Here is a 23,564-nt window from a genome sequence, read left to right as displayed (position 1 = left end):
TTAAAAACTATCTTCTTTTGTAATGATAGCAAATTTTTGGCTTATCATTTGCTTTGCCTCGTTTAATTCTAAATTTTTTATATCGATGGGCTCAGAAATTCTATATCTAATCCTTGAAAAAGGCTTAGGCAAAATCATCTTATCCCAGCTCTTAAATTCCCAATACCTACTTGCTTCATAGTTTAAAAGCACTATGGGAAGATTTTTTTTTTGAGCGATTAAAACCGAGCCATCAGAAATACTCCTAAAAGGACCCCTTGGACCATCAGGCGTGATGACTACATCGTCATTTTGTTCTAAAACTTTAAAAGCTTTTCTAAGGACATTTGCACCACCTTTTGAAGAGCTTCCACGAATGGTATTGATACCAAAAAGCTCTATATTTTGAGTGATAAGCTCGCCATCTTTATGCTGAGAAATCACAACAAAAGCCTTTTTTTGCTTATGCTCAAAATACCTAAACGCAAAGGGCATTAACGCTAAACGCCCATGCCAAAATAAGATCACAAAGGGCTTATATTCAAGCCTTTGTCCTATATAGCTTTTCTTGCAAGTTAAAAACAAAAGCCATTGCAAGCAAAAAAGCACTCTTGCCAAAAAAGCTATTTTAAACTGCTTCCCCATACAGCACCATACGCTTTGCATTCGTGATTTTCACGCGTTTTATCTGCCCTAAAAGCTCTTCACTTCCTTGAATTTGCACTAAGAAGTTATTATTTGTTCTTCCAGCTACAGCTGAATTTGCACGAAGCTCTTCAAAAAGCACATCAAACTCAGCTCCATTGTACTTAGCCACAATCTCATCTAAAATTTCATTATGTCTAGTTTGTAGCTGAGTTAAACGTCTTGAAGCTGTAGCTTCATCAACTTGTTGAGGCATATTTGCAGCTGGAGTTAAAGGACGTTTTGAATACTTGAAAGAAAAAATTTGCTCAAAACGCACTTTTTCAATCACTTGCATAGTCTCCTCAAAGTCTTTTTCACTTTCTCCGGGAAATGCCACGATAATATCAGTTGAAATGCTTGCTGTAGGGCAAAGCTCTCTTAACTTAAAGGCTCTATTTAAATACCATTCTTTAGTATAACCTCGCTTCATCGCCTTTAAAATTTCACTTGAGCCGCTTTGTAAAGGCATATGCATAGCTTTGCATACTTTTTCATTATTTGCAAAAACTTTTAAAAATTTATCATCCATATGCAAAGGGTGAGGGCTAGTAAAGCGGATTCGCTCTAAATTTTCAATCTCACTTAAACGTTCAAGCAAATCAGGAAAGTCCATTTTTTCATGGGCATTTGAAAAACGTTTGCCGTAATTATTTACATTTTGTCCCAGCAAAAAAATCTCTTTTGCTCCCCTTTCAACAGCCTTTTGAGCTTCTTTAAAGATGATTGAAAAAGGGATAGACACCTCATCGCCCCTAGTATGTGGCACTATGCAGTAAGTGCAGTGCTTATCACAACCTATGCTGATATTGATAAAGCTTTTATAAAGGCTATTTCTAAAGTCTGCAAAAGCAAATTCGCTCTCATCAAAGTTTATATCCGTGCCTAAAAATTTAGGAGTTTTTACAGCTTGAGTAATCTTGGAAATATTTCTAGCACCTAAGACAAAATCCACATAAGGTGCGCGTTTAAAAATCTCACTTCCCAAATGTGAAGCCGTGCAACCGCAAACGCCTATTTTTGCACCCTTTTTCTTAACTTTTTCAAAGCCACCTACTTCGCTAAAAAGCTTATGCACCGGCTTTTCACGCACTGAGCAGGTATTAATAAGTATAAGATCAGCTTCTTTGATATCCTCAGTTAGGCTATAATCTTCTTTTTGAGTCAGCTCAGCGATGATATGTTCGCTGTCTCTGACATTCATCGCGCAGCCTAAAGTTTGGATAAATAACTTCTTCGCGCTCAAAGAATATGCACCTCATACATATAATCCTCATCATCAAGCCCATAACGCACAACTCGGTGATATACACTCAAACCCTTTTTTTCAAAATGAGCCACAAGAGCAAGCAAATCTTTATGTGAGTTTTCTTTATCAAAATAAAAAAAGCTCTGCCCTTCTTGATCAACAGCTTCTTCAATCTTTTTTAAAGCTATAGTTTTTGGCTTTTCGTGAGGTAATTCTCTTGCTAATTTTAAATCCATTTTCACTTCCTTGCAATTTAAATTTGTAATTCTAGCAAATTTTACTTTTAATTAAGCTTATTTTTATACAATTTTATTCTAACTTTTCTTTACAAATCTACAGAAAATTAAATCACCAAAAAATAAAGGAGCATAACATGGAAAAAATCAGCGATATTATAGAATCTATTGCAAATGAAAAAAATTTAAAACTTGAAGCAGTCAAAGAAAAAGTCATCAAAGCCTTAATCAACACCGCAAAAAAAGTCTATGGCGAGCAGTATGAGTTCTTTGTCGATCCTAAAAATTTACAACTTTATCAAAAAATTCTCATCGTTGCTGATAGTGATGAAAGATTGCAAGATGATAACGAGCATTTTATCGCTATTTCAAAAGCAAAAAAAGAAGCCCCAGAAGTCGAAGTGGGCGATGAGCTTACTTATGAATGCCCTTTAGAAAATTTAGGTAGAACAGCTGTTAATATCTTGCATAAAGAGCTAGAATACCACATACAAAAGCTTTTAGAAGAAACCATTTATGAAAAATACCAAAATATGATAGGACAAATGGTATTTGGAAGCGTAGTGCGAGTAGATAGCGAAGAAAATACTTTCATAGAAATCGATGAGCTTAGAGCCTTTTTGCCAAGAAAAAACCGCATAAAGGGCGAAAAATTTAAAGTCGGCGATGTCGTTAAAGCAGTCATTCGCAGAGTTTTTGCAGATAAAAATGGAATTCGCATCGAGCTTTCAAGAACAAGCCCAAAATTCCTTGAAGCTTTACTTGAAGCTGAAGTGCCAGAGATCAAAGATGGCTTGGTTAAAGTATATGCAAGTGCGAGGATTCCGGGCGAAAGAGCAAAAATCATCTTGCAAAGTTTAAGCGCGAGTGTTGATGCTATCGGCGCAACCGTAGGACAAAAAGGTGTAAGGATTAACGCAGTAAGCAAAGAACTTCACAATGAAAATATCGATTGTATCGAATACAGCGATGAAGTAGCCATACTTATCATGCGTGCCTTAGCTCCAGCGATCATCAGTTCAGTAAATTTAGAAGAACCTAAAAACGAAGATGAACCTAAAATCGCTCTTGTTTCACTCAATAGCGAGCAAAAAAGCAAAGCTATAGGCAAAAGTGGCATTAATATACGTCTTGCTTCTATGCTTACAGGCTATGAGATCAAGCTTGTTGAACTTGGCACAGCAAGCAATGCAAATAGCGAAGAAGCGATGAAAAATCTTGAAAATCTCTTTAAAAATGTCTAAAATAAAGATAAAAGCATAAAAGATTTTTTTGCGTTTTTTGCAATAATCCTTGTTTAATGTTTATAAACCTTAAAACTCTATAACAAAAAACGATGCTTTTAAACTGCAAAGTTTTATTAAGATATAAAAATATAAAGCAAGTCTTAGAAGGTTTTTACAATGAAAAAGATTGTTTTGATAGCTTTGATTAGTATTATATTTTCAGCGTGTGGAACGACTTTAAGCCGCTATCCTATGGAATATATAGGAGGTGCGTGCGTAAGAGGAACAAGCTCTATAAACGATAACGAACAAAAAGTAGGCATGCTTTATCATTTTAATCTGGTTAGAAAATACACTATAGATATACCCGTTTGTTTTATTGGTATATATCCTGCTTTAATCGTTTATGGTGCTGATATCGTGATTTATAGTAGAATATCAAGCAAACATGCTGATGAGGATATTTGCGAATTTAAATTAACAAAGTTTGAAAGAGTGCAGTGTTTAAGCGATTTTGCAATACAACAAAAAAACGAAAATACAAAATACTACACCGACAATAAAGAACGTTTAGATAGCTACATCAATGTAAATGATGAGAAATACCAAATGTTAGAAATAGATAAAAAACAAAAATAGCTCATCATAGCAATAAGATATGATTGTTTATTGAGTTTAACACTAAAAACATTTTTAAAGTTTAAGCCCAAACTCGCTACCCATCAGCATTTAATCTATCTTCAGCACACTCAAAAAAGCTTCTTGAGGTAAGCTTACCTTACCTATGGCTTTCATTCTTTTTTTGCCTTCTTTTTGCTTTTCAAGCAATTTTCTTTTTCTTGTGATATCGCCCCCATAGCATTTTGCGGTTACATTTTTACCCATGGATTTTATGGTTTCTCTGGCTATGATTTTTGAGCCAATGCTTGCTTGAATAGCCACTTCAAAAAGCTGTCTTGGAACTATTTCTTTCATGGCTTTTACAAGTTCTCTGCCCTTGCTTTGTGCCTTTTGGCTTGGCACTATAATGCTTAAAGCATCGACATTTTCTCCAGCCACCTTTATATCAAGCTTAACCAAATCCCCAACCCTAAACTCAATAGGCTCATAATCAAAGCTTGCATAGCCCTTCGTAAGACTTTTAAGCTTATCATAAAAATCCATAACAATCTCATTTAAAGGTAAATCATACTCAAGCAAAACCCGCACCGGCGTGATATAATCCATCTTAACCTGCACGCCTCTTTTATTGTTAAGCAAGGTGATGAGATTGCCTAAAAACTCGCTTGGAGTGATGATAGTTGCACGCACAAAAGGCTCTTTAATATGATCGATTTTATTTACCATAGGCAGTTCGCTTGGGTTTTGAATTTGTATCATAGAGCCATCTGTAAGATATACTTCATAAGTTACAGTTGGTGCAGTGGCTATCAAGTCAAGATTAAATTCTCTTTCAAGTCTTTCTTTAATCACTTCCATATGCAAAAGCCCTAAAAAGCCCACCCTAAAGCCAAAGCCTAAAGCTAAAGAAGTTTCTGGCTCATAAGTAATAGAACTATCATTAAGTTTTAATTTCTCTAAAGCATCTCTTAAGTCTTCAAATTTATCTGTTTCTATAGGATAAAGTCCTGCAAAGACAAAAGCCTTTGCCTTTTCAAAGCCTTCAATGGCTTTGCTTGCTTTGTTTTTGCTTAAGGTTATAGTATCGCCAACTTGCACATCGCCTAAGGTTTTAAGTCCTAAAACTACTATGCCAACCTCACCTGAGCTAAGCTGCTTCGTCTTTATAGGTGCTAGGGGATGAGGGTATAAAAGCCCTTGCACGAGGTGCTTTTTAGCTGTGCTCATGATAAAAACTTCATCATTTAGGGCAATTTGTCCCTCATACACACGCACTAAGGCTAGGGCTCCAAGATAATTATCAAACCAGCTATCATAAATTAAAGCCTTGCAAGGCGAGTTATCAGCCTCTTTTGGGGCTGGAATTTTTGTAATGATAGCTTCGATAAGCTCTTTAATACCCTGCCCGCTTTTTGCGCTCACGCAAAGCGCTTCATCGCAATTTATACCGATGATATGCTCAATCTCGTGTTTAACCTTATCAATATCAGCTGAAGGCAGATCGATTTTATTAATTACTGGTATAATCTCAAGATTATTTTCTAAGGCTATATAGACATTTGCTATAGTTTGAGCTTCCACACCTTGACTTGCATCAACGACAAGCAAAGCCCCTTCACAGCTTGCTAAAGACCGACTTACCTCATAAGAAAAATCCACATGTCCGGGGGTGTCTATGAGATTAAGCACAAATTTTTCATTTTCAAATTCGTATTCAAGCCTCACACTTTGAGCTTTTATGGTAATGCCTCTTTCTTTTTCTATATCCATAGTATCCATAACTTGAGCTGACATCTGCCTATCACTTATAGCCCCACATTCACTGATAATGCGATCAGCTAAGGTGCTTTTTCCATGATCAATATGAGCGATAATGCAAAAATTTCTTATGTTTTTCAAGTTTTACATTCTTATTAAAAAATCTTTAAAATTTTGCAAATTTTCTGAACGATTACATAAAAAAATTACACTTCTGGCTTTTAAAAGCTCTTTTTTCAATCTTTTAAAACGCTTTGTTTTTTGTTCGATAAAATGAGGATATTGCTCTTCTATACTCTTTTGCATGACAAAATCATGCATAGCAACCATATTGTTGCGTTTGTCTTTAACAACTCTCATATTATTATGCTCATACATTTGTTCATAATCTTTAAAAAAATATGCAAAATCCTCCTCAAACATATTATTTACAGCCTCTAATGAATAAGACATCATCCAATCAATAGGAGAAGAAAATTTTCTTAGTTTATATTTATGTAAATAATGTGCCACCCTACAAGCATTTCCACAGCTTAACACTAGATCAGCCTTAAAATCATTGTTTGTCCTACAAAATAACTGAAATATCTTTTGCAAAGCATTCAAAGCAAGCTCCTTTCGGTCATATTATGCAAAATTCAAAAAGCACATTGTAGCAAAAGATGAATTAATTTTCTTTGAAATTTCATACTAAAACTAAGTGAATTAAAAGTAAAAATGCTTTATACTTTAGCTTAAATTTAACCCACTAAGGAAAAGATTAAGTGAAAAAATGGCTCTTTGTTAGCATTTTGCCTTTATTTTTAAGCGCTTCAAATTTAAACGAGCTTATCGAATTGAGCTTGAAAAATGAAACATATTTAACTCAAGAATTACAAAGTCAAAAAGCTTATGAAGAAAAGCAAGCTGCATTTAGAGCGTATCTACCAAGCCTAAGCGTGCAAGGAGCGTATGTTGCAAACAACAAAGATCGTTTCATCATCGATCCTAAAGAAAGCTTGTATGCAAAACTTTCTTTAAGCGTCTTGCTTTATGATGCAGGAGGAAGGGAAGCAAAGCTCAAAAGCCTTGAAAGCTTACACAAACTTGCCAAGCTTAATCAAGAATACAGCAAAAACTATCTCTTTTTTCAAGCAAGCACCTTGTTTTTAAACTATCAAAGTGTGCAAGCGTTAATCAAAGCAAGCGAGCAAAAAGAACTCTTTTTAAATGAAAATCTCAAGCGCCTTGAAGCCTTTTATAAAACCGGCTTAAGCTCAAAAGAAGAACTTGAAAGCGTAAGAGCAAAAGCTGCTCTTGTCAAACTTGAGCTGGCTAAAAATAAACTTCAATTGCTTGAAATTTCAAAAAATATCCAAGAGCTTTGCGGACAAAACTTTATCCCGCAAGGCAATGCAAGCCTTAAAGAACCGGGTTATCAAAGCTCAAATTCGCTTGAAATCATCATCGCACAAGAACAAAGCATACTTGCAAAACACCAACTTCAAAGCGTAAGGGCTGAGTATTTTCCGCGTTTTTTCCTACAGAATAATCTTGGTTTTTATAAAAATAACTTTGATATTAACATACCAAATTCGCCTATCTTGCCTTTGCAAGACTTTGCTAACAAATACTTGCAAAAACATTCAACAAATAATCAATTCATACTTGGTTTTGAATGGAAAATTTTTGATTTTGGCGCAACAAAGGCTAAGGTTGAGGCTGCACGACTTGAAGTGCAAATGATGAGCTTAAATGCTACTTATACACAAAGAAAAAACAAGCTTGAACTCAACTATCTTATCGATGAACTCAAAGTTTTAAAAGAACAAATTAATGCTCTTGAGCTAAGCTTAAATGCAAGCAAGCTTGCCTTTGAAAGCGTGGATAAAAAATATAAAGCTGGTTTAAAATCTTATACTGAATACCTTCAAAGCTTAGAAAATCTTTTTCAAACAAGGGCGAATTTAGAACTTGTGAAAAATGAATTTGAAATCGCTAAGGCAAGGTATTATTTTAATGCTGGCATAAGCATAAAAAAAAGGATAGCTTCGTGAAAAAAGTTTTGTGTTTGTTTTTTGCTGTTTTAAGCTTAAAGGCTGAGGAAATTTATGCAAGCTTTGATGTGTATGCTCTTCATCAAAGCAAACTTGCCTTTGAAAGCGGTGGCATAGTCAAGGAGATCAAAATAGAGCCTTCAAGTGTAGTAAAAAAGGGCGATGTTTTAATCATACTTGAAAACTCAAGCGAGCTCATAGGCTTACAAAACGCACAAAATAAACTTGCACTTGCTGAAATAGCCTTTAAAAACGCACAAAGCAAGATGGATAAATTTAAAGAAGTGCAAAGCATGATCGATACACAAAGCTTTGAGGATATAGAAGCAAACTTTAAACGCGCAGGCTTAGAGCTTGAAAGTGCAAAGATCAATGTTAAGCATTTTGAAAACTTACTTGATAAAAAAAGCTTAAAGGCTCCATTTGATGGCATAATAGCGGCTAAATTTGTTGAGCTTGGACAAGGAGTTGCGCCCATTTCTCAAGCTGTGCTTGAGATTTATTCGTATCCAGAAGTAAAACTTGTGCTTAGTTTTGATGAGAAGTATAAGGACAAGGTTAAAGTGGGACAAAATTATCGTTTTAAGCTTAAAGGGCAAGATAAAGAACAAAGCGCAAAAATCAGCCTTGTATATCCTAGTATAGAGCCAAAAACAAGAAAGATTTTTGCAGAAGTAAAAAGTTCTCATCTTACGCCCGGACTTTTTGGAGAAGGCGTTATTATCGCTGAGTAAGACATGTATAAGCTAGCCATTAACCGCCCTATCACAACCTTGATGTTTTTTGTTGCTTTAATCATCTTTGGACTCATTTCAGCCTTTTCTATGCCTATAAATTTATATCCAAGAGTAAATATCCCTTTGATTAAGATCACAGCAGCTACGAGTGGGGATTTAAGTTTTATAGAAAGCAAGATCACTAAAGAGATTGAAAATGCTATCAGCGAGATTGATGGCATTAAAAATATAAGCTCGGCAAGTTATGATAATTTCAGCATTAGTGTGGTTGAATTTGAGCTTAGTAAAGATCTTGAAATCGCAGCAAATGATGTGCGTGATAAGATAGGCGCTTTAAGTCTTAGCGTAAAGCCAAAGATAGAAAAAATTTCATCAGATGCAGGAAGTATCATCAGTCTTTTTATCAGCTCAAAAAGTAAAGATAGCCTTCATTTAATGAGAAGCGTTGATGAAAAACTAAAGCCTTTTTTACAACGCATTTTAGGCGTTGGCAAGATCGAAACCATAGGCTTTTTAAAGCCTCAAATTCGCATAAAACTCGATCCAGAAAAACTCAGCAAATACCACCTCAACGCCCAAGATGTAGCACAAATCATTCAAAGCCAAAATTTCAAACAAGCCTTAGGCGAGCTAGAAAATGACAAAGAAAATTTTATCATCAAGGGCTATTTTGAAGCGACAAACCTTGAAGAATTAGGGCAAATCAGACTTATGCCCGGAGTTTTTTTAAGCGATGTTGCAAACATAGAACAAGGCTATGAGGACGCTAAACAAGATGCTTTTTTTGAAGGGCAAAATGGAGTTTTGCTTGAAATAAACAAGATCAGTGGCTATAACGCTCTTGAAGCGATTAAAAATGTCAAAGCTAAGCTAGGCGAGTTTGAAAAGCTTGCTGGGGCAGATTTAAGCGTAAAAGTGGTGTATGATAAAAGCGAAAATATCAGCAAACACCTTATGCAAGTGATCTTTGATCTTATTTTAGGTGTTATTTTAACGATGACTATCGTGTTTTTGTTTTTGCGAAATTTAAGCGCAACTATCATCGCAAGCATTGCTATACCTTGTTCTATCATCGCGACTTTTTTTCTTATCGATATGCTCGGCTTTGATCTAAACCGCCTAACTTTCATCGCTTTAACGCTTAGCATTGGCATTTTTGTTGATGATGCTATAGTGGTGATTGAACATATCTCAAAAAAAATCACTACTTTAAGCCCATTGCAAGCTGCTTTTGAGGGCATTAGTGAGATAGGTTTTAGCGTGCTTAGCATTAGCGTGGTGCTTTTGTGCGTTTTTATCCCCATTTCTTTTATGGACTCTGTGCCGGGCTTATTTTTTAATGCTCTTGGCATAAGTGTTGCATGTGGGATTGTAGTAAGCTTTTTAGTAGCGGTATTTTTAATCCCTAGCCTTTGTGCTCGCTTTTTTAACCCAGCTCAAAGCAAGTTTTATCAAAAAAGCGAACAATTCTTTGAAAATATAGAGCAAAGTTATCAAAACTTACTTGCTAAAATCCTTAAAAACAAAGGTAAATTCATACTTTCAAGCTTTGCTATCATTGCTGTGTGCTTTTTCTTAGCAAGCAGGCTTGGGCTTGATTTTTTGCCAGAAGAAGATGACGCAGAGTTTCAAATTCAGCTTGAACACAAGCAAAATGTGAGCTTAAACGCTATGCAAAATATCACCCAAGAAATACTAAGAACAATAAAAAGCGATGAAAGGGTGGAATACGCATATCTACTTTTAGGATATAATGATGCCAAAGAGAGTAAAAAAGCTAAAATTTATGTCAAGCTCAAGCCACTTAATGATAGGGATAAAAGACAGCCAGCCATTATCAATGAATACCGCCAAAAACTACACAATGAAAACTTAAAGATCAAAGTCTTATCCTTGCCTAAATTTGAAGGGGCTGGGGTTGATGAGCCGGTGCAATTTGTCTTGCTAGGAGATGATATAAACGAGCTTTTAAAAGCAAGTGAGCGAGCAAAGGCTGTGCTAGCAAGCAACAAAGATATCAGCGATATAGATGATAATGCAAATTCTAAAAAAGGCGAAGTAGCTGTAAGCATCAACAAAGAGCTTGCTAAAAAGCTTAATGTCAATCCTGAGTATGCTGCTGGTGTGCTTGCTTACTCTTTTGGGCAGCTTAGCGTAGGAAGTATGAGCGTTGGGGACTTTAAAGATGAAGTGGTGCTTTCTTTTGATGAGAAATTTAAGCAAAATATAAAGGCTCTTGATAAAATAGAGATTAAAAACAACGATGGGCTTGTTTTAAGCCTTGCGAGCGTAGCTGATTTTGTGTATAAAGAGGATTTGGGCGTGATAAATCGCTATAACAAAAACCGCAGTGTCAAGATCACAGCAAGCAATGGGGATTTGTCTTTAGGTGCTGTGCAAAACTTGCTTGTATCGCATGCTGATGAAATTCTAGGACAAAACTCAAATTTAAGCTATACCTTTTCTGGTTTTATCAGAATGCTTGGCGAAACCATTCATGGCTTTGTTATCGTTGTCGCTTTAGCTTTGGTGCTGATCTATCTTGTTTTAGCAGCTTTATATGAAAGCTTGATCTTACCTTTTATCATCATGCTTACCATGCCTTTAGCCTTTGCTGGGGCGTGCTTTGGGCTATTTATCACGGGAAATTCTTTCTCGCTTTTCGTGCTTGTGGCTATCATCTTGCTTTTTGGTATGGTGGGTAAAAATGCTATCTTGCTTGTTGATGTGGCAAATCAAAAATGCCATGAGGGCTTAAAAGCTGATGAAGCATTAATAGAAGCTGGAAAACAAAGGCTTAGAGCGATTTTGATGACAACTTTAGCGATGATTTTTGCTATGCTTCCACTTGCTCTAAGTAGAGGCTCAGGCTATGAGGGAAACTCGCCTATGGCTATAGCTGTGATCTTTGGGCTTATTAGCTCAACCATACTTACCTTGCTTGTGGTGCCAGCTTTGTTTTCTTTTGCATATAAGCTTGATTCGCGTTTAAGAAGGATTTATGAGAGAAAAAAGGTTTAAGCTAAATTTGAAATTTCATTTTTTTTTTTTTTGATATAATCGCTTTTGATTTTTAAATTTTAAGGATAAAAAATGAAAAAGAATGTCATCTTACTTGGTGGAAGCAATTCTGTAATGGTGAATGGCTTGCAAAAGGGGTTAAAAGAAGGCATCGATATCTTAAATACTAGTGGCTGGGGGGGGGGGCTTAGAGTTTTATAATCTTGCCTTAGGAGCTAATGATTCTTTACAAAAGCTCTTTGCTATTAAACAGTATGCAAATATTATAAAAAACACAGAATATATTATCATAGAAACAAATATTAATGACTATGATATGTTTCATTGGGGTTTTTCTTTAGATATCATTGCTAGAAATTTTGAATTTTTATGCAAGAGTCTTGCCAATCTTCAAGTTAAGGTTCTTTTTTTGATATTGCCACTTAAAGTTTTCAATAATGCTGATGAAAAGAAATTAAAAATAATTACTCAGCTTATAAGATTGAAAGTGAAGCAGTATAATTTTAATCTTATTGATATGCAAAAGTATTATCTCAATAAAGATTTAAATAGCTTTTTCGCAACAAGTGATCCCTATCATCAACTTGGCACCATAATGAAGGTATTAGGACAAAATATCATAAAAAATTTAGCCTTTTTAAAGCAAAATGTCCTCTCACAAAATTGGGAATTACCAAATTTTGTCATTGCAACACCAAAAGAAATTTTTGATTGTCCAGAAAAATTGCCAATGAAATATATTAAAAATTCTTTCATTGAACAATCCATATATAAAGTAGATGAAAAAACAAAACTTCATTTTAATCAAAATTTTCAAAAGTATCATATATTGGGTATGTCTATATGGAATGCACTTGAAGGTTTAGAAAATGAAAACACTTTCTCAAGCTATATCATAGAAAACAAGTCAAACAAAATAGTTAAGAACATAAAAGGACAGCATTGCTTTTTTCATTCTTTGGAAAGTCAATTTAAGATTGATGAGCAAAGTTGTTTGTATTTTAATGTAGATAATGAAAAATCAACTGAACCTAGTGTATGGTTGCTAAGAAATTTTAAAGCTAATTTAAGTGTCAGGTATTGCGGTTTAGTGTATTTTTTCTTGGCTAACTCTATGGAAAATTTTCACCAAGAACAAATTGATTTTAATGCTTTGGCTGAAGAAGGCATACAAATTCCCAAAGAATACAATTTCGATCATCTCATACCGCCTATTGAATTATACAAAGAAATCATCGATGAGTATTGCACCCGAATGGATCCAATAAAACTTGCTCCATTACAAGCTCAAATAAATGATTTGAATTCTAAACTACAGCATTTAAATCAAGAAAAAGAACAGCTTGCTACTCAGATTCATTCTCTCCCTCACCAAAAACAAATTCAAGAACTTGAAAATCTTAAATTTGATACAAATATCAAAAAACTTCAAGTAAAAAAGCTTGAAAAAGAACTTGGTTTAAAACTTAGCGAACTTGAGCCAAAACTCATCATCACACAAGATGAGCTAAACTCAGCCAAAGCAAGAGTGCATAAACATTTAGCCTATAAACTAGGACAAGCCTTAATTATCAATTCAAAGTCTTTACTTGGTTATCTTAGAATGCCTTTTATCTTAAGCTATATAAAAGCCCAGCACCATTTTGAACTTAAAAAATACCAAAATGCCATTGCTAAAAATCCAAATTTAAAACTTCCTCCTTTAGAAAACTATGCGGACTATAAAGAAGCTTTACAAAAAAAACAATGCCTGACTTATAAGCTTGGGCTTGCTTTAATGCAAGCTGATAAAACTTGGTATAAAGGTGGATATGCGAAGTTTTATTTTGAGAGTAAAAGATTGAAAAAAGAATTTAAGGGGAAGGGTTAGGTGTTTGATATTTAGTGAAAAAAATTAAATTTTATGATTGAAAATAAGGTTTAAGCTTAGCAAATTCACAAGTTTTTTGCACGCTTAAGTAGCTTTTTACTTTGACTGCGTTAGAATTTAGGCTTTGAATACATTGGAGTTTATATGGATTTTTTTGGTTTTGATCTAGCGTATGTTTTTATCGGTGTTATCTCAGGCATAGCTTCTGGGCTTTTTGGTATAGGTGGAGGTATGATTATCGTGCCTTTTGCTTTGATTTTGGGGCTTAGCTCTCATCATGCCATTGCTATGTCTGTGGTGCAAATGATCTTTGCTTCAGTTTTTGGCTCATATATCAACTACAAAAAAAAGAATTTAAATCTCAAAGACGGGCTTTTTGTCGGACTTGGCGGTATTATTGGGGCAAGTTTTAGCGGGGTTGTGGTGAATTTTTTCACAGATATTACCCTAACAGCTGTGTTTTTGTGTGTTAGCATAGTCTTTTTTCTTAAATACGCCTTTAGCGTGCAAAATCCTATCAATTCAGAACAAAAAGGGAAGCTTTTAAAGAATTTCATACTTGTGTGTGCTGGGATTTTCACGGGCGTTTTTGCCATATCTTTAGGTATAGGCGGTGGGCTTTTAATCGCTCCTATTTTAGGGTATTTTTTGGGTTATGATAGTAAAAGAGTAGTTTCTTTATCACTTTTTTTTGTGATTTTTGCAAGTGTTTCAGGCACGATAAGCTTTGTTACTCAAGGCGTTATTGATGAAAGCGTGGTAAAAAATGGTATCGTCATAGGCTTAGGCTCTATGTTAGGCGTTTATTTAGGTATTAAAATAGTCCAAAATATGAAACTTGATGCACATAAAAAAGCACTTTTAGCCATTTACACCCTTTCTATAAGCCTAACTGGAATTTCTTTACTTCGCAAGCTTGGTATTATCTCTTTTTAGCTTTAAAGCAAGGATTTTATGCTACAATAAAAGCTTTGAAAAATTAAGGATATTAAAATGAACGATAGCATAAAAATCATCGGTGCAAGGGAAAATAATCTTAAAAATATCAATCTTGAACTTCCAAAAAATCAGCTTGTCGTTTTTACCGGACTTTCAGGCTCAGGTAAATCAACGCTTGCCTTTGCTACTCTTTATGCAGAAGGACAAAGACGTTATATAGAGAGCCTAAGCGCCTATGCAAGGCAGTTTTTAGATAAGGTTGCTAAGCCAGATGTTGATAAGATAGAGGGCTTAACCCCAGCCATAGCCATAGATCAAAAAACCACTTCTAAAAATCCTCGCTCCACAGTTGGCACTATCACAGAAATTTATGATTATTTGCGTTTATTATATGCTAGAATTGGCACCCAACACTGCCACAAATGCGGTAAAATCATCTCTAGTATGAGTGCAGGGGATATTACAAATGAAATTTTAAAGCTTCCAAATGGAGCTAAAATCATCATTTACGCCCCACTTGTACGTGAAAAAAAAGGCAGTTTTAATGATTTGCTTGAAAGTCTTGTTGCAAAAGGCTATGTAAGGGCTTTAATAGATGGAGTTTTAGTTAGACTTGATGAAGAAATAGAGCTTTCAAAGACAAAAAAACACAGTATCAAACTTGTCATTGATCGCTTAGAAATTCAAGATGATTTGCTTGCTCGCTTAAGTTCTGATATAGAAAAAGGCTTACAAGAAAGTTATGGCGAGCTTGAAGTTGAGGTTTTAAATGCTGAAGAGCTAGGCATTAGCAAGCATTATCATTATAGCGAGCATAATGCTTGTTTTGATTGCAAAATTTCTTTTAATGAGCTTGAGCCCTTAAGCTTTTCTTTTAACTCCCCAAAAGGAGCATGTGAGGCTTGTGATGGGCTTGGGATTCGCTATAGTCTTGATATGAAAAAGCTTATTGATGAGAATTTGAGCATTGAGAATGGGGCGATTAAGACTATGTATGGCTTTAATAAAAGCTATTATTATAAGTTTTTACTTGCCTTTTGCGAGCAAAATGAAATCAGCACCAAAAAGCCTTTTGGCGAGCTAAGTGAAGATGAAAAACGTTTGGTGCTTTATGGTAATGCTAAGGAAATTAACTTTTTGTGGAAAAAACATCGCTTAAAACGCACTTTTGAAGGAGTTGTGAAAATCGCTTATGATATACTCAAAGATGAAAGAGATTTAGAAGACTTTATGAGCGAAAAAATTTGTAAGGATTGTGGCGGACATAGGCTTAAGCCTGAAAGCTTGGCTGTAAGAGTAGCAAATAAAGGCTTGGGCGAAATTTTAGATATGAGCGTGGAAGCTTGTGTGAGCTTTTTTTCAAATGAAAAGCATTTCAAGGCTTTAAACGCACAAGCAAAACTCATCGCAAGTCCTATTTTAAAAGAGATCAATGAAAGACTTTTCTTTCTTTTTGATGTGGGACTTGGCTATCTTTCTTTGGGACGCGATGCAAGGACTATTAGCGGAGGAGAAGCCCAACGCATACGCATAGCTTCTCAAATTGGCTCTGGACTTAGTGGAGTAATGTATGTTTTAGATGAGCCTAGCATAGGACTTCATGAAAGAGATACGCAAAAACTCATTAAAACGCTAAGAAATTTACAAGCTAAGGGCAATACCCTCATAGTTGTAGAACATGATAAGATGACTATAAAGGAGGCTGATTTTATCGTTGATATTGGTCCTAAGGCTGGTAAATTTGGTGGAGAGGTTGTTTTTGCTGGCACTTATAAAGAGCTTTTAAAAAGCAAGAGTGAAACAGCTTTATATATGAATGGTAAAAAAAGCATAGAACATGTTAAAAACCGCCCTCAAAAAGACTGGCTTGAGCTTAAAAATGTAAATATCAATAATATCAAGAATTTAAATGCTAAATTTCCTCTGCAAAATTTAGTCGCTATCACAGGTGTTTCAGGCTCTGGCAAAAGCTCACTTATCTTGCAAACCCTGCTTCCTTTTGCTCAAGAAGAGCTTAACCGCGCAAGAAAGGTAAAAACCTTAAGCGGAGTGCAAATTGAAGGACTTGACAAACTTGATAAGGTGATTTATCTTGATCAAAGCCCAATAGGACGCACACCTCGCTCAAATCCAGCTACTTATACAGGAGCGATGGATGAGATAAGAAATCTTTTTGCTAGCACCAAAGAAGCAAAGATGAGAGGCTATAAGGCTGGACGTTTTAGCTTTAATGTCAAAGGTGGGCGTTGCGAAAAATGCAGTGGAGACGGCGAGATCAAAATAGAAATGCATTTTTTACCAGATGTTATGGTCGTTTGTGATGTATGCAAGGGCAAAAGATATAATGAAGCAACCCTAGAGATCAAATACAAAGGCAAAAGCATAGCTGATATTTTAGCCATGAGTATAATAGAAGCCAATGAGTTTTTTAGCTCTGTGCCTCGTATCAAACAAAAGCTTGATACCCTTGTGAAAGTGGGGCTTGACTATCTTACCTTAGGGCAAAATGCCACGACTTTAAGCGGAGGAGAAGCCCAACGCATAAAGCTTGCAAAAGAACTTAGCCGAAGTGATACAGGAAAAACCCTTTATATCTTAGATGAACCAACAACAGGGCTTCATTTTGAAGATGTAAATAAACTCATCTTGGTTTTACAACACTTAGTTGATCTTAAAAACTCAGTTTTTGTTATAGAGCATAATTTAGATGTGATTAAAAATGCTGATTATCTCATAGATATGGGACCAGAAGGTGGGGTAAAGGGCGGAAAAATCATCGCTCATGGCAGCGTAGAAAAGGTGGCTAAAGAGCACATTAAAAGTGGCTCTTATACAGGAAAATTTCTTGCTCTTGAACTTAAAAACAAAAAGCAAAAGGCGGCTAAATGAGAGCTTTTTTAATCGATGCTGAAAATGTAAATTTTGATAATTTTATCACACAAAGAAGCTTTAAGAAAAAAGATCATTTTTATATCATCGGCAATTCAACCTTGAAATTTTCTCTTTTTACCTTGCGTTTTTTGCAAGATAAAAAGCTTAAAATTTATGATTTTAATGAATGTAGTAAGGATTATGCAGATAAGATTATTTTAAGTTTGCTTGGCTTTTTGCTGGCTAAAAAGAAGTTTAAAAAATGTTTTATAGTTAGCAACGATAAGATTTTTTCAAGGCTTGATTTTACAAAAGAACTTTACAAAAAACATGTAAAAATACTCTCGCCAAGCAATGATAAGATCAAAAAAATACAAGAATCAGCCTATCATATAGAGCTTTTTGAGAAAAATGAAAGGCTTATTAAGGATTTAAGAGAAGAAAGTGTGAATTTAGGCGAGTTTCACCGCCTTTTGCAAAAGCATTTTAAAATTCATGGAACCTTGATTTATAAGTATCTCAAGCAAGAAAAAAATGAGGAATTTTTCACGCTTAAAAAAAGCAAGCTTTTACTTGAAAAGCCGCATTCTTCAAAAGAGCTTCAAAACTTTTCAAAAAACGACGAACAAATACTTGATCTTACACCAAATATAAAGCTACTAAGCCATGATGACACGATTTCACAAGAAGATAAAAGCTTAAATGAAGCTCAAGAAGAAAATTCAAAAAAAGCACAAGAAGCAAACACCCAAAATTTCACTCAAAGAAAACAAACACACACTCAAAATAAACACAAAAAAAGTTTTAAAAACACTCAAAGCTTAAATTCAAACGAGGATAAAACCCAGCCTTTAAAAACCACTCACCCACAAACGCAAGAAAACGATCCTAAAGAAAAGTTTTTCAAACAGCTTTTTAGCCCGCTTAAACTCTTTAAAAAATAATTGCATTTAAGCAAGATAAACTCAAGCTCAGCCTTTTTTCTTTTCAAGATTAAGCCAAAGCACAGAGACTAACTTCACTTCACGCAATCAATGCTTTGCATGATAAATACGCTTTTAAACCTCCTCAAAACTTCGATCAAGCAAGGTTATAAGCTCGGTATTATTATTTGCTTTAGCATAATCAAGAGCAGTTTTACCCTGTGCATCTTTGATGTCTATATTCGCTCCAGCCTTAATGAGCTTGCTTGCTTTTTGCGTTAAATTTGCCTTAACAGCGACAATTAAAGGCGTATCGCCTTCTTGATCGATAAAATCAGTGCCGATTTTACAAAGCCTTTTAAATATCAAGTCATCAGTGCTATCAAACCATAGATAATAACACAAACACACTTCCTCAGCCCTTATTTTATAGCCATTTTTAAGCATATATTCAAGTATTGCCTCGCCTCCTTCGCTTACAGCCAAAAAAAGCTTGCCAGCAAAGCTAAAGCCAGCTTTCTCAATAAGAAATTTAAAGCTTGCAAGACTTTGAAATTTCATCGCCCTATCAAGCAAACTTAAATCCTCTTCATCTCTAAGCTCCTTCAAATAAGGTTTTGTTTGAAGCAAAAACTCAAGACTTTTGAGCTTGCCAAAACTCACAGCAAGGAAAACTGGGTGTTTATGCATATCTTTTATACTTTGGTTTTGATATTTTTCAAGCCTTGTTATATCATCGTTTAAAACAGCCAAAGAAAGCCTATCAAAACGTTCATCATCACTTAAAATTTGAAAATCAATCTTATCAAAATGTTCGCTTAGCCACTCAAAAGCTAAAAATTTGGCATTTAAAAGAGCAAAATGCCCCGCATATAAAGGGAATTTAAAGCCTTTCATCTGCACGTTTTCATCTTTTAAACCTTGTTTGCGTAAAAAATCAAGCATAAACAAATCCCCACACAAAGCACTAAAGCTTAAAAGCCCTACTCCATCAAGTCTTAAGCTCAAAACCCTTGTCCCACTAAAAGCCCTAAATTTAGCCTTCTTTCCACACTTCACATTTAAAGCCTGCTGTAAAAGCTCAGCACTCAAACAAGGCTTTAAAACCTGCTCTTTTTGAGTTTTTCTCAAAATATCAGCAAAAGAATCCTCATCATAAGCATTAAATTCAAGCTCTTGTCCTAAGATAGCTTTAAGCACATTTGCCTCTAATTTATACATCAGCGCATAATGAAGTAAAGCAAATCCCCTAAAATCCTTTGCTTCATACCATTTATCAAAATCAAGCAAATAAAGATAAAAAGCAAGATAATCTTTTTGTTGCAAATAATTTAAAGTCCTATAAAAAGGCGAGTTTAAAGCCCTTAAAAGCCAAATTGCAAAAGCTAAACAAATAATATCTAAAATTAAGCTTAAAAATCTGTCTTGATATAGGCTTAAACACATATCTACAAATACAAACAAAACAAATACCAAGCAAAGCTTTTTGTATAAAGCTATACTACCAACTTTTGATCTTAAAAGCTCTATGATAGCCACTAAAATCAAAGCAATCATTAAAACTGAATTTACAAGATATAAATAAGTCATCATGGCATTCCTTTGTAAGAAATTTTAGCCTAAAATTATCAATTTTTTTTAAAATTAGCTTTTAAATTTGCTATAATTTATCCTTTTTAAAGCAATTTTACTCTCAAATAAACAAAAAAAAAGGGGGGGGGGCATAGTAATGAATACAAAACTCATATTTTCGTCTTCAAACGCAAATAATTTGAATTACCTCGCCCTACTTAAAGGCTTTTTTACTTGGAACGCCAAAGAGTCTTTAAGTCGTAAGAATTTTTGGCTTGCTTTGGGGTGCAATTTTCTTTTATGGTTTAGCCTTTCTATTATCATTTTAATCTCTGGCTTAAATGTAGGCTTATTTTCTATAAGCATACAGCCAGCATTTGGTATTGGGGCAGCTTTTGTGAGTTTGTTTTTTTTCATCTTTTTCATCTATCTTGCGGCACGAAGATTAAAGGATTTAAGCGCAGATGAAGGCAAGCTTGCTTTTCTTTTTAAACCTAAAACTTTTTATATCTTTATGTTTTTATATGTTTTAATATTTGCAGGCTTTTTATATTTATGGGTTCAAACGCGGATAGCAGATATAGAATTTTTAATCCGCGCATTATTAATAGGAGAGCATGATTTTGACTCTTATCTTTTTTGCCTAGCATTAGCAAGTCTCACTCTTTTTAGTTTTATTTTTAATTTTTATTTATTTATATTTTTATTTGATAAAAATGCTTCCTTACTCAGCAAAAAGCCTTTAGGCTTTAAATTTGATGTATTTTCAACTTGCTTTTTTGCTCTTGCTTTAGCTTTGATTGTGTATTTCTTTCACTATGATTTCAAGTCTAGCTTTGATAATACTCAACTAGTGGAAGAAAATTCTTATACTTTTCTTAAGCTTTGTCTTGTTGTAGCTTTTATCGTTATATTTTTTTATCTGCCAAATTTCATTACTCGCCTGTTTGCAAGCTTTGTTTTGGGGCTTTATTGTATAAGTTTTATCGTGATTTTACTTACGCAAACCACTAAAGATTTAGATACCTTTTTTGAGATAAGCTTAATGAACGCAACCTTAATCTTTATACTCGGGCTTTTCTTTTGGGCTTTAAATTACAAAAATGCAGCGATTTTAATGCTTGTCTTTTTATTTTATAGCTCTTTTCGCATAGAAGATGATAAAACCGGCTTACTCTTAGATATAGGTTTTACGCTAGGGCTTTTATTTGCTGTGTTTGCAGGCTTATCTTTTTGGAAAAAATTTAATGATTTTGACAAAAATAAGGCTTATATACCTAGCTTAGTCCTTATTTTTATAGCTTTAATTATGTTAGATTTTTTATCAAAGCATTATTTCCTTCCTCGCTTTTCGAGTTTAGAATATAGTGTTTTAGGGCAATTAAAAGCCTTAGCTGCAGATGTTATAAACCATGCTTATACAGCCTTTTATATATATGTATTTTATTATTTTACTCATAAAAATTTAGCTAATAAAGCCTTAAAACTTAGCATACTTGGACTTATAGCCTTAAATTTGCTTTTTATGATATTTGTTGTGTCAGTTAGAACAAAAATTTTATCTGATATATTATCAGATTCAGTCTCCATGTCATTGGCATTTTCTTTTTACTTTTGTATGATTTATGCTTTATTTGCCATTTTACTTGCTCTTGCTTTAAAAAAAGAGCATAAACTCTTTGCTCTTGTTTTTGGGGTTCGTGCTTTAGTGTCTATGATTCAAGCTTTCTTTAACTTAAGTCAAGCTAACGCAGGAGAGTTTAACTCTAGCCTTATTGCCCTAGAGTATATAATACATTTTATATTTTATCATTGTAGCGAGCTTTGCTCTTTATAAAGAATACAAAAAAGGTTGGAAAAATGAATTTTGATGCGATCATTAACAGAAAAAACACCGATTCGCTTAAGTATAGCAATGATAATTTGCCTATGTGGGTGGCGGATATGGATTTTAAAGTTGCTCCTTGCATACAAGAAGCTATGCAAAAAAGGCTAGATCATGGTATATTTGGCTATACCTGCTTAGATGAAAATTTTTTTAAGCATATCATAACATGGTGGGATAAAAAGCACAAAGCAAAGCTCAAGCGCGAAAGTCTTGTCTTTAGTAATGGTATAGTGCCAACTTTAGGTGCTTTGCTAAGAATTTTAAGCGAAAAAGGCGATAAAATCTTACTTCAAAGCCCTGTTTATCATGCTTTTTTCAATGTTATCAAGCAAAATGAAAGAGTAGTTTTAGAAAATAAAATGCTTTATAAAAATGGAATTTACAACATTGATTTTAAAGACTTAGAGCAAAAACTTATCAAAGATAAGCCAAAAATTATGATACTTTGCAATCCGCACAATCCTATAGGCAAAATTTTTAGCCAAGATGAACTAAGGCTTATCAGCAAGCTTTGTAAGGCTCACAACACCATACTTATCAGCGATGAAATTCATTGTGATATAGTAGAAAAAGGCTTTGCCTACACAAGCATGGCGACAATCGATGAAAATGCCATCATCATGCTTTCAAGCACAAAGGCTTTTAACCTCGCAGCTCTAGCTGGCTCTTACAGCGTGATTAATGATAAAAGCGTGCGTTTAAAGCTTCAAAAAGAGCTTATAAAATCTGGCTTAAGTATGCCAAATCCTTTTTTCATCGTCGCAAACAACGCAGCTCTAAGCAAAGGACAAGCTTGGCTAGAACAAATGAATGCTTATATCAAGCAAAACAAAAGCCTTGCAACTGAGTTTATCGAAGCAAAAACACCTTGCAAAGTCGTGCGTGGGGAGGCTTTGTATCTGATCTGGGTAGATTGCTCGGCATTTTGCAAGGATACAAGCGAACTCTATGAGTTTTTAAAGTCAAATTTCAAGCTACAAGTTTCTAATGGTAAAGATTTTGGTGGCAATGGCAAGCTGTTTTTAAGGATAAACATAGCCTGCCCAGAAGCTACACTTAAAAAAGGCTTAAAACTCTTTGAAGCTGGCGTAAAAGCCTTTATCAAGCGTTGATTTTGCTTTACTTAAGCCTAGCCCTAAGCAAATTTAAAAAAAGCTATAATCATGCTTGAAAGCTTTTCTTATCTTGGACTTTTTGCGATCAGTTTTATCTCAGCAAGCCTTTATCCTTTGGCTTCTGAAGCCTTTGTAGTGGTTTTTTTGTTTCAAGACTTTTCACCTTTTTGGGTATTTTTCATCGCCACACTTGGTAATACACTTGGGGCTTTAAGCACCTATTTACTAGGCTTTTTAGGTAAAAGCTTTATACTTGAAAAATACTTCCATAAGAGCCTTTTAAAGCTTGAAACAATGAATTTAAACTTCAAACGTTTTGGCTGGGCTTTTGCCTTTTTTACCTTTTTACCTTTAGTAGGCGATCTTTTTGCCCTCGCTCTTGGGCTTGCTCGCTATAATATAGCTAAAACTATACTTTTTATCGCACTTGGTAAGGCTTTTAGGTATGGGATTTTGATTATTTTTGCTTTATATCTTAAGGGGTAAAACTTGAATATTTTTCAAAGCATAAGCTTTTTCTTTTTAGCCTGCTTGTTTGAAGTGGGTGGTGCGTATTTGGTGTGGCTTTGGCTTAAGGAAGGAAAAAGCTTTTATTTAGGGCTTTTAGGACTTGTGGCTCTTGGACTTTATGGAGTCATAGCAAGCTTTCAGCCTCAGAGTTTTGGACGCGTTTTTGCAAGCTATGGAGGCTTTTTCATCGTTTTTTCTTTGCTGTGGGCTATGATATTTGATAATTTCAAGCCTGATTTTTATGATATTTTGGGCTCAGCTTTAACCTTGCTTGGAGTAGCACTTATTGCTTTTGCACCAAGATAAGAATTATTTGTGTTATAATATAA

Annotated in this window: 20 protein-coding genes; 14 read left to right on the top strand and 6 right to left on the bottom strand. The window is 34.6% G+C overall.

Annotated features, from left to right (window positions below):
* Genes CQA38_RS04170 through CQA38_RS04160 form a run of 3 tightly spaced genes read right to left on the bottom strand, consistent with a single transcriptional unit; the run spans position 1 to position 2,148 of the window.
* The gene (locus tag CQA38_RS04170; RefSeq protein WP_137632898.1) at positions 1 to 624 is read right to left on the bottom strand and encodes a lysophospholipid acyltransferase family protein; all 624 of its coding nucleotides are present in this window, start codon (positions 622 to 624) and stop codon (positions 1 to 3) included.
* The gene (gene miaB, locus CQA38_RS04165; protein ID WP_137632736.1) at positions 608 to 1,909 is read right to left on the bottom strand and encodes a tRNA (N6-isopentenyl adenosine(37)-C2)-methylthiotransferase MiaB; all 1,302 of its coding nucleotides are present in this window, start codon (positions 1,907 to 1,909) and stop codon (positions 608 to 610) included. Before miaB ends, CQA38_RS04170 begins: the two co-directional genes overlap by 17 nt.
* Positions 1,906 to 2,148 (bottom strand): HP0268 family nuclease, encoded by a 243-nt coding sequence (locus CQA38_RS04160; protein WP_137632735.1) that lies wholly within the window; start codon positions 2,146 to 2,148, stop codon positions 1,906 to 1,908. The genes miaB and CQA38_RS04160 overlap by 4 nt, the downstream gene beginning before the upstream one ends.
* A gap of 137 nt (positions 2,149 to 2,285) precedes the next feature.
* Between CQA38_RS04160 and nusA the strand changes: the two genes are divergently transcribed.
* Both nusA and CQA38_RS04150 read left to right on the top strand, forming a co-directional pair.
* Positions 2,286 to 3,392 carry a transcription termination factor NusA gene (gene nusA, locus CQA38_RS04155; protein ID WP_137632734.1) on the top strand — a complete coding sequence of 369 codons (1,107 nt, stop codon included), beginning with the start codon at positions 2,286 to 2,288 and terminating at the stop codon, positions 3,390 to 3,392.
* A 159-nt stretch (positions 3,393 to 3,551) separates the two neighbouring features.
* The gene (locus tag CQA38_RS04150; RefSeq protein ID WP_137632733.1) at positions 3,552 to 4,013 is read left to right on the top strand and encodes a hypothetical protein; all 462 of its coding nucleotides are present in this window, start codon (positions 3,552 to 3,554) and stop codon (positions 4,011 to 4,013) included.
* 90 nt (positions 4,014 to 4,103) lie between these two features.
* Here the strand turns inward: CQA38_RS04150 and lepA are convergent, their stop codons facing one another.
* Complete coding sequence (gene lepA, locus CQA38_RS04145) at positions 4,104 to 5,894, bottom strand: translation elongation factor 4 (protein ID WP_137632732.1); 1,791 nt, start codon at positions 5,892 to 5,894, stop codon at positions 4,104 to 4,106.
* Between the two features lie 3 nt (positions 5,895 to 5,897).
* Positions 5,898 to 6,359, bottom strand: coding sequence for a DUF1796 family putative cysteine peptidase (locus CQA38_RS04140; protein WP_137632731.1), 462 nt, complete (start codon positions 6,357 to 6,359; stop codon positions 5,898 to 5,900).
* Between the two features lie 158 nt (positions 6,360 to 6,517).
* Here CQA38_RS04140 and CQA38_RS04135 point away from each other — a divergent pair, with 158 nt between their 5' ends.
* The 8 genes from CQA38_RS04135 (at position 6,518) to CQA38_RS04105 (ending at position 18,171) form a co-directional block, all read left to right on the top strand.
* A complete protein-coding gene (locus tag CQA38_RS04135) occupies positions 6,518 to 7,789 on the top strand; it encodes a TolC family protein (protein WP_137632730.1) in 1,272 nt (423 codons plus the stop codon).
* Positions 7,786 to 8,523 carry an efflux RND transporter periplasmic adaptor subunit gene (locus tag CQA38_RS04130; RefSeq protein ID WP_137632729.1) on the top strand — a complete coding sequence of 246 codons (738 nt, stop codon included), beginning with the start codon at positions 7,786 to 7,788 and terminating at the stop codon, positions 8,521 to 8,523. The genes CQA38_RS04135 and CQA38_RS04130 overlap by 4 nt, the downstream gene beginning before the upstream one ends.
* Positions 8,524 to 8,526: 3 nt before the next feature.
* The gene (locus CQA38_RS04125) at positions 8,527 to 11,547 is read left to right on the top strand and encodes an efflux RND transporter permease subunit (protein WP_137632728.1); all 3,021 of its coding nucleotides are present in this window, start codon (positions 8,527 to 8,529) and stop codon (positions 11,545 to 11,547) included.
* 72 nt (positions 11,548 to 11,619) lie between these two features.
* Complete coding sequence (locus tag CQA38_RS09415; RefSeq protein WP_283202090.1) at positions 11,620 to 11,748, top strand: hypothetical protein; 129 nt, start codon at positions 11,620 to 11,622, stop codon at positions 11,746 to 11,748.
* Positions 11,717 to 13,417, top strand: a complete 1,701-nt coding sequence (locus CQA38_RS04120; protein WP_249355178.1) for a glycosyl transferase — start codon at positions 11,717 to 11,719, stop codon at positions 13,415 to 13,417. Before CQA38_RS09415 ends, CQA38_RS04120 begins: the two co-directional genes overlap by 32 nt.
* Before the next feature lie 144 nt (positions 13,418 to 13,561).
* A complete protein-coding gene (locus tag CQA38_RS04115) occupies positions 13,562 to 14,353 on the top strand; it encodes a sulfite exporter TauE/SafE family protein (protein WP_137632726.1) in 792 nt (263 codons plus the stop codon).
* A 57-nt stretch (positions 14,354 to 14,410) separates the two neighbouring features.
* Complete coding sequence (gene uvrA, locus CQA38_RS04110) at positions 14,411 to 17,245, top strand: excinuclease ABC subunit UvrA (protein ID WP_137632725.1); 2,835 nt, start codon at positions 14,411 to 14,413, stop codon at positions 17,243 to 17,245.
* On the top strand, positions 17,242 to 18,171 hold the full coding sequence (locus tag CQA38_RS04105) for a hypothetical protein (protein ID WP_137632724.1): 930 nt from the start codon (positions 17,242 to 17,244) through the stop codon (positions 18,169 to 18,171). Before uvrA ends, CQA38_RS04105 begins: the two co-directional genes overlap by 4 nt.
* A gap of 114 nt (positions 18,172 to 18,285) precedes the next feature.
* Here the strand turns inward: CQA38_RS04105 and CQA38_RS04100 are convergent, their stop codons facing one another.
* Positions 18,286 to 19,743, bottom strand: coding sequence for an ankyrin repeat domain-containing protein (locus CQA38_RS04100; RefSeq protein ID WP_137632723.1), 1,458 nt, complete (start codon positions 19,741 to 19,743; stop codon positions 18,286 to 18,288).
* 136 nt (positions 19,744 to 19,879) lie between these two features.
* Here CQA38_RS04100 and CQA38_RS04095 point away from each other — a divergent pair, with 136 nt between their 5' ends.
* The 4 genes from CQA38_RS04095 to CQA38_RS04080 are packed head-to-tail and all read left to right on the top strand — an operon-like array spanning position 19,880 to position 23,541.
* Positions 19,880 to 21,559, top strand: a complete 1,680-nt coding sequence (locus tag CQA38_RS04095; RefSeq protein WP_137632722.1) for a hypothetical protein — start codon at positions 19,880 to 19,882, stop codon at positions 21,557 to 21,559.
* Between the two features lie 23 nt (positions 21,560 to 21,582).
* A complete protein-coding gene (locus CQA38_RS04090; protein WP_137632721.1) occupies positions 21,583 to 22,722 on the top strand; it encodes a MalY/PatB family protein in 1,140 nt (379 codons plus the stop codon).
* A 51-nt stretch (positions 22,723 to 22,773) separates the two neighbouring features.
* The gene (locus CQA38_RS04085) at positions 22,774 to 23,211 is read left to right on the top strand and encodes a VTT domain-containing protein (protein WP_137632720.1); all 438 of its coding nucleotides are present in this window, start codon (positions 22,774 to 22,776) and stop codon (positions 23,209 to 23,211) included.
* A 3-nt stretch (positions 23,212 to 23,214) separates the two neighbouring features.
* Positions 23,215 to 23,541: a YnfA family protein gene (locus tag CQA38_RS04080; protein ID WP_137632719.1), complete on the top strand. Its 327-nt coding sequence runs from the start codon at positions 23,215 to 23,217 to the stop codon at positions 23,539 to 23,541.
* The last annotated feature ends 23 nt before the right edge of the window (positions 23,542 to 23,564 follow it).

The organism is Campylobacter sp. MIT 12-5580 (assembly GCF_005406235.1).
Classification (GTDB): domain Bacteria; phylum Campylobacterota; class Campylobacteria; order Campylobacterales; family Campylobacteraceae; genus Campylobacter_D.
The sequence above is the reverse complement of the archived record's forward strand: the minus strand, read 5'-3'. Positions and strand labels throughout refer to the sequence as shown.

What these genes read in the sequence shown, in the direction of transcription:
- CQA38_RS04170 (WP_137632898.1), bottom strand. Translation starts at nt 624, where the DNA reads ATGGGGAAGCAGTTTAAAATAGCTTTTTTGGCAAGAGTGCTTTTTTGC.
- CQA38_RS04160 (WP_137632735.1), bottom strand. Translation starts at nt 2,148, where the DNA reads ATGGATTTAAAATTAGCAAGAGAATTACCTCACGAAAAGCCAAAAACT.
- nusA (WP_137632734.1), top strand. Translation starts at nt 2,286, where the DNA reads ATGGAAAAAATCAGCGATATTATAGAATCTATTGCAAATGAAAAAAAT.
- CQA38_RS04150 (WP_137632733.1), top strand. Translation starts at nt 3,552, where the DNA reads ATGAAAAAGATTGTTTTGATAGCTTTGATTAGTATTATATTTTCAGCG.
- CQA38_RS04125 (WP_137632728.1), top strand. Translation starts at nt 8,527, where the DNA reads ATGTATAAGCTAGCCATTAACCGCCCTATCACAACCTTGATGTTTTTT.
- CQA38_RS09415 (WP_283202090.1), top strand. Translation starts at nt 11,620, where the DNA reads ATGAAAAAGAATGTCATCTTACTTGGTGGAAGCAATTCTGTAATGGTG.
- CQA38_RS04115 (WP_137632726.1), top strand. Translation starts at nt 13,562, where the DNA reads ATGGATTTTTTTGGTTTTGATCTAGCGTATGTTTTTATCGGTGTTATC.
- uvrA (WP_137632725.1), top strand. Translation starts at nt 14,411, where the DNA reads ATGAACGATAGCATAAAAATCATCGGTGCAAGGGAAAATAATCTTAAA.
- CQA38_RS04105 (WP_137632724.1), top strand. Translation starts at nt 17,242, where the DNA reads ATGAGAGCTTTTTTAATCGATGCTGAAAATGTAAATTTTGATAATTTT.
- CQA38_RS04100 (WP_137632723.1), bottom strand. Translation starts at nt 19,743, where the DNA reads ATGATGACTTATTTATATCTTGTAAATTCAGTTTTAATGATTGCTTTG.
- CQA38_RS04095 (WP_137632722.1), top strand. Translation starts at nt 19,880, where the DNA reads ATGAATACAAAACTCATATTTTCGTCTTCAAACGCAAATAATTTGAAT.
- CQA38_RS04090 (WP_137632721.1), top strand. Translation starts at nt 21,583, where the DNA reads ATGAATTTTGATGCGATCATTAACAGAAAAAACACCGATTCGCTTAAG.
- CQA38_RS04085 (WP_137632720.1), top strand. Translation starts at nt 22,774, where the DNA reads ATGCTTGAAAGCTTTTCTTATCTTGGACTTTTTGCGATCAGTTTTATC.